This is a genomic window from Hydrogenovibrio kuenenii DSM 12350 (genome assembly GCF_000526715.1).
Classification (GTDB): domain Bacteria; phylum Pseudomonadota; class Gammaproteobacteria; order Thiomicrospirales; family Thiomicrospiraceae; genus Hydrogenovibrio; species Hydrogenovibrio kuenenii.
In genome coordinates this window covers 1,034,803-1,051,626 of record NZ_JAGP01000001.1, presented here as the reverse complement: position 1 = coordinate 1,051,626, position 16,824 = coordinate 1,034,803, and the positions used below count along the sequence as shown (strand labels likewise).

Below are 16,824 nucleotides of genomic sequence, written 5' to 3'. Positions count from 1 at the left end.
CTCCCGGAGTTTATTCGAACCAAGGGGCGCGAGCTTTGAGAATCAATTCTCCAGCGGCCACTTCGTCAATCTCAATCATTTCCATTAATTCATCTGTGCCAAGCTCGGCCAAGTCTTCTTGAGACTTAATGCCTTTAGAAGCTAAAGCTTTCGCCATATCTAGCGTCATGCCTTCCAAGCTTTTTAGATCTTCATCCGGCTCAGCAAGCGCAGCTTTTTCTTCGTTAGCAATTGCTTGAGTTAACAGTGCGTCTTTTGCTCTATCTTTTAGAGCCGTTACGATATCTTCATCAAAACCTTCGATGTCCAACATCTCTGCTGCTGGCACATAAGCGACTTCTTCAAGCGACGTGAAACCTTCAGCAACCAAAACTTCAGCTAATTCTTCATCAACATCCAGTCCGTTAATGAAAAGTTCAATCTGATCTTTAGACTCAGTCTCATGCTTAGTAGCCATATCAGACTGGGTCATAACATTTAATTCCCAACCAGTAAGTTCTGTCGCTAAACGGATATTTTGTCCATTTTTACCAATTGCCTGAGACAACTGTTCGTCTTCTACCGCTAGGTCCATAACATGTCTGTCTTCATCAACCATGATTGAAGTGACTTCAGCAGGCGCCATAGCATTGATAACGAATTGCGCATCATTCGGATCCCAAAGGATAATATCAATACGTTCACCGTTCAATTCATTAGTGACCGCTTGAACACGCCCACCACGCATTCCGACACAAGCACCAATTGGGTCTAAACGTGGATCATTTGCTCGCACAGCTACTTTCGCTCGCAAACCAACATCTCGTGCTGCTGACATGATATCAATCAGGTCATCGCCAATCTCAGGCACTTCAATCTTGAACAGCTCCATCAACATTTCTTTCGCTGAACGTGACATGATGATTTGAGGACCACGTGGACGATAGCCAACTTCTTGCACATAAGCACGAACACGATCACCCATTTTAAAGGTTTCACGATTAATCAGTTCAGCACGAGGAATAACTGCGTCAACGTTATCACCTAAATCTAGGATAACATCACCACGATCTATTCTCTTCACTTGACCTGTCAGAATCTCACCAACACGTTTAGTGTACTCTTCAACAACTTTCTTGCGCTCAGCTTCACGCACTTTTTGAATAATAACTTGCTTCGCTGTTTGTGCTCCAATGCGACCGAATTCAATAGATTCCATTGGCTCTTCAATAAATTGCCCTGGTTCTATATGAGGATCAATATCCACTGCATCCATATGACGCATATACCAACCAACATTTTCTTCGATCTGAACATCATCTTCGATCACTTCCCAACGACGAAAAGTTTCATACTCTCCTGTTTGACGGTCAATTGAAACGCGAGCATCTAACTCATCATTATGACTTTTACGAGTGGCGGTTGCTAGTGCAGCTTCGATTGCATCGAAGATAATTTCTTTTTCCACGCCTTTTTCATTAGACATGATTTCAACAACGGCTAATACTTCCTTGCTCATTTCAACTTTCCTCAAAAATAGGAGTTAATACTTAACCTTAAAAGAATTCAATATAAATAGTTTAGTGTTGTACAGAGTGTGAATTAAAACTCTGGAACGACATTGGCTTTTTCTATCATGCTGAAGGCAATCGGATAAATTTCATTATCGACTTCCACTTCAATACCTTCTTCACTGACTTGAACCATCTTGCCCTTAAAACGCTTACGCCCCATAACGTCAACTGCCGTTCTAACCTGAACCAAAGCATTTTCATACGCTTTAAATTGTTCAGGTCTCATTAACGGACGATCCATACCAGGGGAAGAAACTTCCAGCATATACGCATTGGAAATAGGATCTTCGACATCTAAAATCGCGCTTGCCTGACGGCTTACAGAACCACAGTCGCTAACAGTGACGCCTTCTGGCTTTTCAATATAAACTCTTAGGGTAGAGTGTTTTCCCGCAGGTAAATATTCACACCCCCAAAGGTCAAATCCCATTGATTCAACAGTGGGTTTTAGCAACTGCTCGATTTTATCCTCTAATGTCACGCACTTTCCTTATTTCTAAAAACAAAAAACCCCGTAAAACGGGGTTTTTAAATGGTATCAGCATAGAGTATTCAGAAGCTTGCCGATAAATCGGACAAAAAGTCATCGTGACCAAACCCTAGTTTCTGAATATCTTCTGTTAAACAGATTTAAAAAACTGGCGTCATTATAAGGACTTTACCGCTAATTTTCAATGCAAAACCTTATTTTTGTTTACCTTTCTATCTGACATTCATCAAAGATTTCAATTTAAGGAAAACCAATGCCGTCATCATCGCATCATTCCGAGCGTTATGCTGTCCAAGATTGGGTAGCGCCAATTGTTCAAGAATGTGCTCAAACGACAAGTCTATATTAGGCAGGTAAACAGACTGATATTTCGACTTCAACTTATAATCATAAAAAAGCTCAGACACTTCTACCTGAAGGTTTGGAAGCACTATATTCAACCAAGGTTTAAGCACTCTATTAACAAGTTCAACATCAAACTCTAGGTAGTACCCCACTAGCGGACGACTGCCAATAAAGTATAAAAATTGCCGTATAGCTTCTTTTTCACCAATACCTTCTACTAAATCTAAATATCTCAACTGGTGTACTTTTATACTGTTCTCATGAATTTGACCGGCATGCCTTACTGTAATATCCAAAGATTGTCCTGCAAGGATTTGATTGCCTTTTATCCTGACTGCTGAGAGCGTTAATATCTTGTCTTTTTTGGGGTTTAATCCAGTTGTTTCGCAGTCAAAACACACATACTCATCTTCTGGTGCCTGCTCAAACAAAAATTGATACTCAGGCTCTTTGAGCCAATATTTCTGCCAAATATGAAAAATTGCATGCTTAAATTTTTTTAACCCAACCACAGGGTCCCCTTAAAGCAAAGTATCGAGTTTATAGTGGTGATTAAGCATTTTCTTAAACCGCTTAACCACATCAAAAGCATCTTTTAATAAATCTTGTTGAATCGTAGTTAAATTCGTTACTTGTATCTTATTTTGCTTAGACTCGAATTCAGATGCATTAACGCCAGATTGTTTTAAATCAATCATATTTTCTAAACGTAGCGTATTAAAAAAGTTCAAACTTTCCCCTAATTCATGACCAAAAGATTCAGAGAAAAAACCACTTTCCATTAGTGCTTTTATACGCCAATGAGTATTGGTTTGGGAAATACCAAACTCCAGTGCCAAGCAACGCACGCCGTGAACAATGGCAAAAATACCGCCTTTCTTTAAATCCAAAAGATCTTGTTGATCTTGCTTTTCAGACACCAAACGACCAAAGAAATTGACCGGTGTTTCAAACTGAAAAACAGGTTTGGCAAAATGCCTTAAAAATTGAGGGTAATTTTTTACCCAGTCCGAAACCAACTGTTTACAATCTTTTAAAAGCGCTTCATCACCAAACACAACTTCGGCATCAAGAAAAATAGACACATTCATAAAACCCGTTTCATCTTGTGTATTCATCCAAGATTTAAGCTGTTGCTTAAAACTATTAATTGGCTGAAACCACAATGGGTTGCAGACCATAACTTCACCAGGACAACGCGGAAAACCCAAATCAATAAGGGATTGAGTCAAACGCTCTGCAAATGGCTTTAGTGTTTCAAACGTTTGCTCATCCATTTCAGGCAAGATAAAAGCATTGTCCTGATCGGTTCTCATAACCTGTTCAGCACGACCTTCACTTCCCATTACAATAAAACACCCTGATTGCAGCACTGCATCTGGCTCTAGCAAGTCAAATACTTTTTGAAAAACCTTCCGGTAAACCTCTGTTGCCAATTTGGCGATATAGTGTGTTTTCACGCCACGCGCATTTAAATTTGTAATCAGATCATCCACCTGCCTTAAGACAGGCTCAATTTCTTCTCTACTTGTTACCTGTTCTAAGCTCAACATCCCTAAACCAGACTGGGTAGCAAAGTGCCCCATTAAATCTTTTTGATAAAGAAAGCCAACGGGTTCGTTGTCACCTCTAATAACCAAACGATTCACATAGTGGCGAGTCATTTTAAGCAATGCGTTGAACAAATAGTCATGTCGGTGAACACTTATTACCGGAGATTGAGCAAATGGATCAACGGCTTGATTCAGCACGTTTGGATCATGAGAAATGGCTTTTAACAAATCCATCGCCGTCAAAATGCCATACTCACTCATAACGTCTTGGACTTCGTGTGATGCCCTGTCCAATTTAACCAAACAAGCATCCACTTGCGTTGTTGCCATCTGACTTATGGCCGATGCAACCGTTGCTTGTGCACTTAGGATATTAAGCGGTTTTACTGGAGCATCCACAACCAACTCCATCAAGGCTTCACTTGATGACGCCATTTGCCGGCTTTTGTGTAGCTGATCCAGCTTATCCGTAATGGAATTAAAGAAGTAGTTTGCCAACTCAGGCATCTTTACCCATTCCAGAAACTTACCCCCTGGCAAACGATAAGCTATAGCCTCTTCTTTAACCTCATAGTTGCTTTCATTGAGTTTCTTCAATAAAACCGACTCGCCAAAGAACGTATGGTGAAGATACAAAGCTGTTTGACGACCTTCATTATCGAACTCTGCAATACGACCTTTAATCAAAATATAAAGTGATGCATTTTCCTCAGGATTTTCATGTAACTGTAGTGCGAATTTTGAACCCTGAGGAAAATAAACCACATCCATTGAAGCAGCTAGCTCTTGTAGCGATTGTTCAGGTAAATTAGAAAAAGGCTCTAACTGGTGAAGTAAGTTTATTACCGGACTATTATGCATATAAGACTGACTTTATTGTTTCGTTCATCTTGTATCAGTTTTACAAGGATTTCAAGACAAAAAAGGAGGCATAAGCCCCCTTTTTATTACATCATCATATAACTGACAAATAACATTTAGTGGTCTGAAGCACCTTCAGCACCAATACCTGTTTGAGAACGAATGAACTGCGCTTCAAATCCTTCTCTGTCAATTTTTGCTCTTTCTGATTTATCAGTAATTGAGAAGAACCAAATACCGATAAATGCAATCGCTACCGTAAACAAGGCAGGGAATTTGTAAGGAACAATTGCTTCACCCATATGTAGGATTTGCGTCCAAACAACAGGCCCAAGCACAACAGCTACAACAGCCGAAATTAGCCCTAGCCAACCACCGATAACTGCACCACGTGTAGTCATTTTATCCCAGAACATAGACATAATCAGAACTGGGAAGTTAGCAGATGCAGCAATCGTAAATGCAAGTGCTACCACGAAAGCGATGTTTTGATCTTTAAAGCCGATACCGAAAATAATCGCCAAAGCACCAATAACAAACGTCGCTTTTTTCGCTACTTTGGTTTCTTGCTCTTCTGTTGCGTTAGGGTTAATAACATTCGCATAAATATCATGTGAAATTGCAGACGCACCAGCCAAGGTCAACCCTGAAACTACTGCAAGAATCGTTGCAAAAGCTACCGCAGAGATGAAACCAAGGAATGCATCACCACCTAACACATGTGACAAGTGAATCGCCGCCATGTTGTTACCACCGATCAACTTACCAGCATGCATATACATATCAGCTGTAATCAACGCAATTGCGCCAAAACCGATAATGAATGCAAGAATATAGAAGTAACCGATGAAACCTGTAGCAAAGAAAACAGACTTACGAGCTTCTTTTGCATCAGGAACAGTGAAGAATCGCATTAGGATATGTGGCAAACCAGCTGTACCAAACATCAAGGCGATACCAAGAGAAATCGCATTCACAGGGTCAGAAACAAACCCACCTGAGAACAGGATATTCATATTATTACCACGGTTTTCGACTGCAGTTTTAAACAAGGTTTCAAAACTAAAGCCCATATTAACCATTACCATTAAGGCAATAAAGGTCGCACCACCAAGCAGCAAGACGGCTTTAATGATTTGTACCCAGGTAGTTGCCAACATTCCACCAAATGAAACGTATGCAATAATCAAAACACCAACCATCACAACAGCATAGGCAAAGTCTAGACCGAATAGCAATTCAATCAATTTACCCGCACCAACCATCTGCGCAATAAGATATAGGATAACAACAGCAATCCCACCGAAAGCAGCAAGAATACGAATAGGCTTTTGTTTAAAACGATAAGCAGCTACATCCGTAAAGGTGTACTTACCTAGGTTTCTCAAGCGCTCTGACATCAAGAACAGGATAATAGGCCAACCAACAAGGAAACCGATGGCAAAAATCAAACCATCATAACCTTTTAGATAAACCATCCCAGTAATACCCAGGAATGACGCCGCAGACATATAGTCTCCCGCAATCGCCAAACCGTTCTGAAGACCTGTAATACCACCACCAGCAGCATAAAAATCTTTTGCTGACTTAGTGCGCTTTGCAGCCCAATAAGTGATATAAAGCGTTAAACCAACAAACACAACAAACATCGCAATCGCAGAGAAATTTGTTTCAGACTTGGTTCCGTCTGTTTGCATATCGCCAGCAGCAAATGCAATTGTTGGCATTAATAATAGTGCAGCTAATCCGAAGATTTTGTTCCATTTAATCATCGTCATTACTCCACCTCTTTTTTAATTTCAGCAGTTAATTTATCAAAATCGCTATTCGCTTTTTTAACGTAATAACCCGTCAATAAGAAAGAAAAAATAATGATTGCCACCCCGACTGGAAATCCTATCGAAACGTACTGACCGCTTACAATAGTTGTAAAAAATGCTGGGTCAAATGCCAGCAACAAAATATAACCATAATAAACGACTAGCATTGCGATAGAGAGTTTCCACGCCAAGCTAGAACGTTCCTTCACCAATTGGTGATATTGCGGAAGACTTTTAATCTTCTCTACTTTGGATTGTTCCATCCGTTCCTCCTTTGGTTTAATAGAACAACTACATTAAACCTACTAGGCTAAGTTATTGTTATTAGCCCCAGCCTGGTAGATTTTCTTTTTACATCTATTCTTTGAACTTCTTACATTAATGATATGCAGAAGTTTCTTTTATTTATTTTGCTGCATGAACTGATCAAGAATGCTTGGATCTTCTAAAGTAGATGTATCCGAAGTAATTTCTTCACCTTTAGCAATCGTTCTCAGTAAACGACGCATAATTTTTCCTGAACGCGTTTTTGGTAAGTTGGAACCAAAACGAATATCATCCGGTTTTGCTATAGGCCCAATTTCTTTTGCTACGTGATTACGAAGTTCCTGAATCAACTCGTTACGCAACTCACCATCTGGGATATCAATATTCAAGACCACAAATGCAAATACCGACTCACCTTTCACATCATGTGGTTTTCCAACCACCGCCGCTTCAGCAACGTTTTCATGAGATACCAATGCAGACTCAATCTCCATCGTTCCTAAACGGTGTCCAGAAACATTCAAGACATCATCAATACGCCCCATAATCCAGAAGTTTCCGTCATTGTCCAAGTGAGCACTATCACCAACAACGTAGTACTTATTTTTAAACATCGCAAAATAGGTATCAACAAAACGTTCATCATCATGCCAGATAGTTCTCAACATTGAAGGCCATGGCTTCTCGACAACCAGATACCCACCTTCACCATGTGTAAGAGGGTTACCTTCTTCATCAACGATCTTGGCATCAATACCTGGTAACGGCTTAGTACAAGAACCTGGTTTCAAAGGCGTAACACCTGGTAATGGTGCAATCATGTTGGCACCTGTTTCAGTTTGCCACCAAGTATCCACAATAGGACACTCTTCTCGACCGATAATCGTGTGATACCACATCCAAGCTTCAGGGTTAATAGGCTCACCTACCGTACCTAAAAGACGTAGCTTAGATAAATCGTATTGTTTTGGTAGATCATCACCAAACTTCATCAGTGCACGAATTGCCGTTGGTGCCGTATAGAAAACAGTCACCGCATGGTCTTGGCACACTTGCCAGAAACGCCCTGCATCAGGGTATGTAGGCACACCTTCAAACATTACTATCGTTGCACCAACAGACAATGGGCCATAAGCAACATAAGTATGCCCTGTAATCCAACCTACATCCGCAGTACACCAAAATACATCATTGTCTTTTAAGTCAAATACCCACTCATTGGTAAGGTGGGCGTTTAGTAAATAACCAGCGGAGCTATGCTGAATTCCTTTAGGTTTACCTGTTGAACCAGAAGTATAAAGAAGAAATAGTGGATGTTCCGCATTAACCATCAAAGGATCATGATAATTGCTCATGCCTGCAATGGCATCATGCCATGTAATATCACGCCCTTCTTTCATAGTGACAGCATCGTTAGTACGGTGATACACAATAACCTTACGAATTGAGTCTCCACCTTTTTCTAACGCTTCATCCACTGAAGTCTTTAGAGGGATAGTCTTGCCACCACGGACACTCACGTTTGCAGTAATAACCATACGAGCAGAAGCATCTTCAATGCGATCTTTCAACGCTTCTGCAGAAAAACCACCAAATACGACTGAATGAATAGCACCAATACGAGCGCAAGCTTGCATAGCAAATACCGCTTGAGGAATCATTGGCATATAGATAACAACTCTATCGCCCGCCTCAATGCCTTGAGCGGTTAAAGCGTTTGCAAAACGGCTGACTTCGTCATGTAATTCTTTATAGGTATATTGTTCAACTCGACCATCATCCGTTTCAAAAATGATTGCTAGCTTATCTTGCTTTTCAGCAAGGTGGCGATCGATACAGTTATAGGAAACGTTAAGTTCACCGTCAGAAAACCATTTATAAAAAGGAGCATTAGAGTCATCAAGTGTTTTGGTGAAAGGTTTTGACCAAGTTAATTTTTCTCTCGCTAGTTCTGCCCAAAAACCTTCATAATCATCATCTGCTTTTTTCATCAACGCTGCGTAAGTTTCATCGTTAACGTTCGCTTGCGCTTTGAATGATTCTGTAGGATTAAACACACGCGTTTCATGCAAAATGGATTCAATATTGTTGGACATCTCTTCTCCCTTTTTTCTACCAGATATCACTTGGCATTCTATTTTTTAGTTTGAGCCATACTACACGGTTAGCCAAACTTTAGAAATTAAAATTCTTTATCACTTAAAACCATACTTAAACTGCCGTTATTAAGTAATAGACTATACTAAACAACCCATTCAACCTTTAGGCAGCCATAAAATGCGCTTATTGTAGTCATTTTTTTCGCTTAAAGCACTATTTCTGCCTGCCAACCATTCGATTTTAACGCTTCCAACAAAGCATCATCGGGATAGAAGATAAATCCCTCTTGAGTAATCAATTGTGCGCGTGCATTCGAATTTTGATAATCGATTACCAAAGGCAATCCTTGTTCGGAACGAGAGGTCAGCATAATATTCTGCAACTCATGAATATCCGACAACGCCATAGGCTTATGCACAAGAATTTTGATAGCCCTTGCTCTTTCAATACGTGATTCCGCAAGCGTTACCACTTGCTCCGCATCAAGCTTAATACCGCCATTAAACGTATCTTCTGCCACCTCGCCATAAACCATTACAATATTGTCTGGCTCAAGAAGTTCACGACAAGACTCAAAAACTGCTGGTCTTAAAACTACTTCCAATCGCGAGGTTTGGTCATCTAAAGACACGAACCCCATTTTATTACCACTCTTAGTAACCTTGGCTCGAGCTTCAACAATTAAGCCTGCTACCCACTTCTTAGCCCATTTTTCTGGTTTTAAATCCACCAGTTGGCTATCCACAAGTCTGGATAATTCATCACGATAAGCTGCAATTGGGTGCCCCGACAAGTACAAGCCTAAAACATCTTTTTCAGCTTTAAGCTTTTGCTTCTCAGGCATTTCCGGCACTTGTACGAGTTCTGATGCATTTTCACTTTCGAAAGCATCGCTATCGCCAAATAAATCACTTTGACCGGCCTCATCATCTTTTTGTTTTTGCTCAGCCTTTTGCAACGCTGTACCAATAGATGCCAATACAGCATTACGATTGTCATGCAAGTGATCAAAGGCACCCGACACGACGAGCGCTTCAATAACACGCTTATTGGCTTTTTTATTGGCGCGCATACAGAAATCAAACAAATCCTTAAATGGACCGTTCTGTTCTCTTTCTTGAATAATTCCTTCCAAAGCAGACTCACCAACACCTTTAATAGCGCCAAGCCCGTAACGAAGGCGCTTCTCACCTTTTACAGCCTTAAAGTGAATTTGACCGAGATTAATATCAGGTGCATCAACCTCCAAGCCCATTTGATAACACTCATTAATCATATGAACCACTTTATCGGTATTGTCCATATCAGAGGAAATCTGTGCCGCCATGAAGTCGGCAGGATAATGCGTTTTCAACCAGGCAGATTGATAAGAAACTAAAGCATAAGCCGCTGAGTGAGATTTATTGAAACCGTAACCTGCAAATTTTTCCACCAAATCGAAGATTTTCATGGATAGGTCGCCATCCACCCCAATACGAATCGATCCTTCTTTAAAAACCGATCGCTGCTTGGCCATTTCTTCTGGTTTCTTTTTACCCATAGCTCGACGCAACATATCTGCGCCACCTAGCGTATATCCAGCTAACACCTGAGCAATTTGCATAACCTGTTCTTGGTAAAGAATAACCCCATAAGTGGGTTCAAGAATAGGCTGTAGAGACATGTGTTGATATTGTGCATCAGGATAAGAAACTTTTTCTTTACCATGTTTACGAGCAATAAAGTTATCAACCATTCCAGATTCCAAAGGACCGGGACGGAACAATGCCACCAAGGCGATAATATCTTCAAAGCAATCAGGTCTCAAGCGCACAATCAGGTTCTGCATTCCTGAAGATTCAAGCTGGAAAACCCCTGTTGTTTTCCCTGTTTTAATTAGCCTAAACGTTTCAGCATCATCTAAAGGTATCCGTTCGATTTCAATAAAACCTTCGTCACCTTTCTGCTTACCTTCATTAATGGATTGTAGTGCCCAGTCGATAATGGTGAGGGTTCTTAACCCCAAAAAGTCAAACTTAACCAGCCCGGCAGTTTCAACATCGTTTTTGTCGAGCTGTGTAACCACACTTGTTCCATCTGGTTCACACAATATTGGGCAAAACTCATCTAATGGTTTCGGACCAATAACAACCCCACCCGCGTGCTTTCCTGTATTACGCACCGTACCTTCGAGCTTCAATGCTAAATCAAGCAACTGCTGAACATCTTCTTCTTCATCGTAGCGACTTTGAAGCATTTCTTCTTGCTCGAGAGCGGCGGATAATTTAATTCCTAAATCGTTTGGAATGAGCTTGGCAATGCCATCAACCACCCCATAACCAAGCCCTAATACACGACCGACATCTCGAACCACCGCTTTCGCAGCCATGGTACCAAAGGTCACTATCTGAGAAACGTGATCCTTTCCATATTGTCGAGATACATAGTCAATCACTTCATCACGTCGATCCATACAGAAGTCGACGTCAAAGTCAGGCATGGAAACCCTTTCTGGGTTAAGAAAACGTTCGAATAGAAGATCATATTCAAGCGGATCAAGATCCGTGATTTTTAAAGCGTAAGCCACCAAAGACCCGGCACCCGACCCACGACCTGGCCCTACCGGTACTTGATGATTTTTACCCCATTGAATAAAGTCAGCAACGATAAAGAAATAACCAGGGAATCCCATTTGAAGGATGATATCTAACTCAAATTTGAGACGTTCATCATATTCCTTACGTGTTTCTAAAAACTCAGCTTCTGATAAATGTCCAAATAGAAAATTCAGGCGTTCTTCAAGGCCTTGTTGTGATGAGTGAATAAAGTATTCATCCATCGTCATACCTTCCGGCACAGGAAAATCTGGAAGGAAATAAGTACCAAGCGTTAAATCAAGGTTACAACGCTTGGCAATTTCAACTGTATTCTCTATGGCTTCAGGAATATCCTGAAACAATGCCACCATTTCTTCACTACTACGGAAATACTGTTGTTCAGAATAAGGCTTAGGTCGGTTAGGATCATCCAACACATACCCGCCATGGATACAGACTCGGACTTCATGCGCATCAAAATCATCGGGTGACTCAAAACGCACATCATTAGTTGCAACGACTGGCAACTCGTAGCACTGAGCTACTTCTACTGCTGCAGCAATATATTGTTCTTCTTGATTGCGACCAGTACGCACCAACTCAAGGTAAAATCGATCCGGGAAGTGTGTTTGCCACCAGTTAGTACGTGCTGCAGCTAAATTTGGTTTTTCTGCCAACAAGGCCTGTCCAATATCACCGTAAAGCCCACCAGATAAAACAATCAACCCTTTATTGCGTTCTGCCAACCAATCCTGCTTGACCAACGCCTTCATTTCATTTCCCACTATCTTCTGGTTTTTCAGATAACTCATGGAGATTAAGTGGGATAGATTTAAATAACCTTGTTCATCCTGACATAAACAAACAATCTTAAAGACATTGCCATCTTCCGCTTCAACATCAATATCAGCACCGATAATAGGCTTAATTCCTTCGCCTATCGCACTACTGTAAAACTTAACCAAAGCAAACATATTGCTTTGATCTGTCAACGCCATTGCGGGTTGATTATGTTTTTTAGCCAACGAAATCGCTTGCTTAACTCTCAGCGTAGCATCGACAACGGAATATTCAGAATGGACATGTAGGTGGATAAATTGAGACATTAAGTACTTCGACAAAACTTTATTATTTAGGTTTAGATAGGCTTAACAATGACTTCATAAATACGTTATGATTTAAAAATCACGACTTCAGCCGCTACCTATTTTAAGCGAATTTAACCCTAGCGACAGCTAATATTTCCTGCGATTTTTTATGGACGAACAACAAACCTCTTTTCAACCCAAACCAATTACCCAGCCTTTTTGGCTAGATCCCTTCCCAGTCATGTTTCCTCCAACCAACATCGCAATGACGGAGCCTAATGGATTACTGGCAGTCGGCGGCGAACTCACACCAGAATGGTTGTTACTCGCCTACAGCAAAGGTTTATTTCCCTGGTTTAGTGAAGATGACCCTATTCTATGGTGGACACCAGACCCAAGAGCAGTTTTGATGATTGAGCACTTAAAGGTCAGAAGAAGCCTTAAAAAAACCATCCGTAAAAGTCATTTCAAAGTAACCATGGACACCGCTTTTGAAAAGGTTATGCGCGCTTGTGCGCAAGCACCTAGAGAGGGTCAGGATGGCACATGGATTACCGACGACATGCTTACAGCCTATACAGTCTTACACGAAAAAGGACATGCCCATTCAGTTGAAGTTTGGCACGACGACGAACTGGTTGGTGGACTGTATGGGGTTGCCATAGGTAAAGTATTTTTTGGAGAGTCAATGTTTTCCAAACAAACGGATGCATCAAAGGTTGCATTGGTTGCTTTGTGCAAACAGCTAAAATCCTGGGGCTTTAATATGATTGATGCGCAAGTGACTTCAGAGCATATGCTTTCTCTTGGCGCAACAGAAATCCCTCGCGTAGAATTTGAAAAGCAGCTTATTCTCGACTCTCAAAAGCCTTTTCCAGCACAAAAATGGCAGCTTGATAGCGATTGGCAACTTGAATTTACACAAAGTAAAAATCAACACATTTAACCTAGTATTTCAATCATTTAAAAAACACACCTAGAAACAACATAAATAAAAAACACCCTATTTCTTAAGACACCATTAAAAGATTATTACCCATAAATTGAACATCTCTGAAGGAACTGGTATAATCCCCGCTTCTCTTTTTTAATGGGGCTAATAAAGCTAATAAACTATGTCAAAACAAGACGTTATTGAATTCGATGGTGAAGTGTTAGAAACACTTCCAAACACTATGTTTAAAGTTCGTTTAGAAAACGGACATGAAATTCTTGCTCACATCTCTGGTCGTATGCGTAAAAATTACATCCGCATCTTGGCTGGTGATAAGGTAAAAGTAGAATTGACGCCTTACGACCTAACAAAAGGTCGCATTACCTACCGCGGAAAATAAAACACCGTCTTTTCATAATTTTTCCCATTAAAAAAGAATGAATAGCAAAAAGCCCCATCAGAAATCTGATGGGGCTTTTTAGTTTATGGGAAACATACAGTTAAACGCCAAAACTAGAACTACCCAGCCTGGCAGATTTTAACTGCGATTAAAACTAAACCTCTGCGGGTTCATCTACCAGTAAAACAAGCTTGTCTTTTTCCAGATCCACAACTACTTTTCCACCATCTTTCAACGATGAAAAGAGCAATTTATCTGCTAAAGGTTTCTTGATGGCATTTTGAATCAATCTTGCCATCGGTCTAGCCCCCATTAATGGGTCATAACCTTTCTCAGCCAACCAGTCTTGTGCTGTTTTGGTAAGAGAAATTTCAACCTTTTTATCTGCCAAGCTTGCTTCAAGCCCATAGATAAACTTGTTAACAACAGAATGCATAACCTCAGATGACAATCGTTTAAACTGAATAACGGCATCTAAACGATTACGAAACTCAGGCGTAAACACTTTCTTCAACTCACCATCCACATCAAATGAATGATCTTGCTCTAAAAAGCCCATAGAAGAACGTGAGGCATAAGTTGCACCAACGTTTGAGGTCATTATCAACACCACGTTTCTAAAGTCTGCTTTGCGTCCATTATTATCCGTCAGCGTTCCATTATCCATCACCTGTAGCAACAGATTGAACACGTCTGGATGCGCCTTCTCTATTTCATCTAACAAGACAACTGAATGAGGATGCTTGTTTACCGCCTCAGTCAATAAACCACCTTGGTCAAAACCAACATAGCCAGGCGGTGCACCAATCAAACGAGAAACGGAATGAGCTTCCATGTATTCAGACATATCAAAACGAACCATCTCAATACCTAGATGGTGTGCCAACTGTTTGGTTAATTCTGTTTTACCAACCCCTGTCGGACCTGTAAATAAGAAAGAAGCCGTTGGTCTATCAGGCTCATTCAAACCTGAACGAGCAAGCTTAATTGCAGACACGACTTGAGCAACTGCTTCATCCTGCCCAAATACAACGCGTCTCAAACTTTCTTCTAGCGTATGCAGCTTATCACGCTCTTTTTGCGTGATTTGCGATACTGGAATACGCGCAATATTGGCAACGATTTGCTGAATTTCATTCACAGAAATCTGTTTACGTCGTTTACTCTTTGGCATCAACGCTTGTTTTGCACCTGCTTCATCAATGACATCAATCGCTTTATCCGGCAAATGGCGGTCATTAATATAACGTGCTGACAAATCTACCGCCGTACGCAGAGCTGGCAAGGTGTATTTAACACCATGATGTTCTTCAAACTGGGTCTTCAATCCTTTTAGAATTTCAAACGCTTCCTGCTGTGTTGGTTCACGCACATCAACTTTTTGGAAACGTCTTGCCAAAGCACGGTCTTTTTCGAAAATACCACGATACTCTTCATAGGTTGTCGCACCGATACAACGTAACTTACCAGAAGCCAAAGCAGGCTTCATCAAGTTAGAGGCATCCATTGCTCCACCTTGAACAGAACCGGCACCAATAATGGTATGAATTTCATCTATAAACAATATTGAATGCGGTTGTTCTTCCAATGCTTTTAGAAGTGCTTTAAAACGCTTCTCAAAATCACCACGATAACGCGTTCCTGCAAGCAAAGCTCCCATATCTAAACTATAAACGACAGCATCTTGAAGCTGCTCTGGAATATCGTTATGAACAATTTTATAAGCCAAGCCTTCTGCCACTGCAGTTTTACCCACGCCAGGTTCACCAACCAATAACGGATTATTTTTACGACGACGCGACAGGACTTCTAGCGTACGATTCAACTCCCAATCTCGACCAATAATAGGGTCTATTTGCCCTTTTTTAACTGACTCATTAAGGTTCAGACTGAAGCTTGTTAGAGGATCACTTTCTTGCTCACCCGTAACTTCTTCTTTGGTTTCTTGTGTTGAACTGGTATTTAAAAAATCTTCTTGTTGCTGCGCGATCACACCATGAGAAATGTAACTCAATACATCCACACGATGCACACCACAAGATTCAAGCACGTAAACGGCTTGAGAATCCTGCTCAGAGAAAATAGAGGCCAGTGCGTGTAAACCGGTAACTTCGTTATATCCATTAGACTGCACTAGATAAATGGCACGTTCAATAACACGCTGAAAAGCCATGGTAGGCAAAAGTTCTTCTGGTTTTACCGAGGCGGTTTCAGTCTCAAGATAAGCTTCAAGCTCCGATTCAATTTTTTGAACAGAAGCACCACATGCCTCAACCACCTCTCTTACTGACGGTAGTCCAAGCAACTCTAGCAGCAAATGCTCTAACGTGACATATTCATGCTCGTACTCACTCGCCAAACTGAAGGCATTGCTCAGAGTTAATTGCAATTCTTTACTTAACATTAAACAATCTCCATTTGGCACTGCAAGGGATGCTGATTTTCTCTTGAATAATGATTTACTTGCATTACTTTCATTTCAGCGACTTCTTTACTATACACGCCACACACGCCTTTTCCTTGAGAATGTACTGACATCATAACCGCAACGGCTTTTGCTTCGTCCATACCAAAAAAACGCATCAGCACCTCTACTACAAAATCCATCGGTGTAAAATCATCATTTAACAATACAACTTGATAACGTCTCGGTGGCTTTACCGGAATTTTTACCGCTTCTAAAATTGCGCCGTCATCATCATAAGGCCTAGTTGCCATTTAATATCCTATAAAATCTGCATTTATGCAAAGCGGAAAACCAATCCATTTATGCATTTCTTCCTAATCATAATATATGGGCAAACAAACGGTAATCAAGCACGATTTTATTTGATACG

At 40.8% G+C, this 16,824-nt stretch carries 12 protein-coding genes; 2 read left to right on the top strand and 10 right to left on the bottom strand.

Annotation, left to right across the window (positions count from 1 at the left end; translation table 11 throughout):
* Positions 1-10: 10 nt before the first annotated feature.
* From nusA to dnaE, 8 genes are all read right to left on the bottom strand, one after another.
* A complete protein-coding gene (gene nusA / locus N745_RS0104930) occupies positions 11-1,498 on the bottom strand; it encodes a transcription termination factor NusA (protein WP_024851026.1) in 1,488 nt (495 codons plus the stop codon).
* An 83-nt stretch (positions 1,499-1,581) separates the two neighbouring features.
* Entirely contained in the window at positions 1,582-2,034 is a 453-nt protein-coding gene (rimP, locus tag N745_RS0104925) for a ribosome maturation factor RimP (protein WP_024851025.1), read from the bottom strand.
* A 221-nt stretch (positions 2,035-2,255) separates the two neighbouring features.
* On the bottom strand, positions 2,256-2,900 hold the full coding sequence (locus tag N745_RS0104920) for a 3'-5' exonuclease (RefSeq protein ID WP_024851024.1): 645 nt from the start codon (positions 2,898-2,900) through the stop codon (positions 2,256-2,258).
* A gap of 9 nt (positions 2,901-2,909) precedes the next feature.
* Complete coding sequence (locus N745_RS0104915; protein ID WP_024851023.1) at positions 2,910-4,802, bottom strand: putative nucleotidyltransferase substrate binding domain-containing protein; 1,893 nt, start codon at positions 4,800-4,802, stop codon at positions 2,910-2,912.
* Between the two features lie 116 nt (positions 4,803-4,918).
* Complete coding sequence (locus N745_RS0104910) at positions 4,919-6,580, bottom strand: cation acetate symporter (RefSeq protein ID WP_024851022.1); 1,662 nt, start codon at positions 6,578-6,580, stop codon at positions 4,919-4,921.
* A complete protein-coding gene (locus N745_RS0104905) occupies positions 6,580-6,885 on the bottom strand; it encodes a DUF485 domain-containing protein (protein WP_024851021.1) in 306 nt (101 codons plus the stop codon). The genes N745_RS0104910 and N745_RS0104905 overlap by 1 nt, the downstream gene beginning before the upstream one ends.
* Before the next feature lie 138 nt (positions 6,886-7,023).
* Positions 7,024-8,985, bottom strand: coding sequence for an acetate--CoA ligase (gene acs, locus N745_RS0104900; RefSeq protein WP_024851020.1), 1,962 nt, complete (start codon positions 8,983-8,985; stop codon positions 7,024-7,026).
* A 209-nt stretch (positions 8,986-9,194) separates the two neighbouring features.
* Positions 9,195-12,671 carry a DNA polymerase III subunit alpha gene (dnaE, locus tag N745_RS0104895; protein ID WP_024851019.1) on the bottom strand — a complete coding sequence of 1,159 codons (3,477 nt, stop codon included), beginning with the start codon at positions 12,669-12,671 and terminating at the stop codon, positions 9,195-9,197.
* A 151-nt stretch (positions 12,672-12,822) separates the two neighbouring features.
* Between dnaE and aat the strand changes: the two genes are divergently transcribed.
* A complete protein-coding gene (gene aat, locus N745_RS0104890; protein ID WP_084657307.1) occupies positions 12,823-13,599 on the top strand; it encodes a leucyl/phenylalanyl-tRNA--protein transferase in 777 nt (258 codons plus the stop codon).
* A 169-nt stretch (positions 13,600-13,768) separates the two neighbouring features.
* Positions 13,769-13,987 (top strand): translation initiation factor IF-1, encoded by a 219-nt coding sequence (gene infA, locus N745_RS0104885; protein WP_024851017.1) that lies wholly within the window; start codon positions 13,769-13,771, stop codon positions 13,985-13,987.
* A 154-nt stretch (positions 13,988-14,141) separates the two neighbouring features.
* Here the strand turns inward: infA and clpA are convergent, their stop codons facing one another.
* A complete protein-coding gene (clpA, locus tag N745_RS0104880) occupies positions 14,142-16,391 on the bottom strand; it encodes an ATP-dependent Clp protease ATP-binding subunit ClpA (protein WP_024851016.1) in 2,250 nt (749 codons plus the stop codon).
* Positions 16,391-16,705, bottom strand: coding sequence for an ATP-dependent Clp protease adapter ClpS (gene clpS, locus N745_RS0104875; RefSeq protein ID WP_024851015.1), 315 nt, complete (start codon positions 16,703-16,705; stop codon positions 16,391-16,393). Before clpS ends, clpA begins: the two co-directional genes overlap by 1 nt.
* Positions 16,706-16,824 lie beyond the last annotated feature (119 nt).

What these genes read in the sequence shown, in the direction of transcription:
- nusA (WP_024851026.1), bottom strand. Translation starts at nt 1,498, where the DNA reads ATGAGCAAGGAAGTATTAGCCGTTGTTGAAATCATGTCTAATGAAAAA.
- N745_RS0104915 (WP_024851023.1), bottom strand. Translation starts at nt 4,802, where the DNA reads ATGCATAATAGTCCGGTAATAAACTTACTTCACCAGTTAGAGCCTTTT.
- N745_RS0104910 (WP_024851022.1), bottom strand. Translation starts at nt 6,580, where the DNA reads ATGACGATGATTAAATGGAACAAAATCTTCGGATTAGCTGCACTATTA.
- N745_RS0104905 (WP_024851021.1), bottom strand. Translation starts at nt 6,885, where the DNA reads ATGGAACAATCCAAAGTAGAGAAGATTAAAAGTCTTCCGCAATATCAC.
- acs (WP_024851020.1), bottom strand. Translation starts at nt 8,985, where the DNA reads ATGTCCAACAATATTGAATCCATTTTGCATGAAACGCGTGTGTTTAAT.
- dnaE (WP_024851019.1), bottom strand. Translation starts at nt 12,671, where the DNA reads ATGTCTCAATTTATCCACCTACATGTCCATTCTGAATATTCCGTTGTC.
- aat (WP_084657307.1), top strand. Translation starts at nt 12,823, where the DNA reads ATGGACGAACAACAAACCTCTTTTCAACCCAAACCAATTACCCAGCCT.
- infA (WP_024851017.1), top strand. Translation starts at nt 13,769, where the DNA reads ATGTCAAAACAAGACGTTATTGAATTCGATGGTGAAGTGTTAGAAACA.
- clpA (WP_024851016.1), bottom strand. Translation starts at nt 16,391, where the DNA reads ATGTTAAGTAAAGAATTGCAATTAACTCTGAGCAATGCCTTCAGTTTG.
- clpS (WP_024851015.1), bottom strand. Translation starts at nt 16,705, where the DNA reads ATGGCAACTAGGCCTTATGATGATGACGGCGCAATTTTAGAAGCGGTA.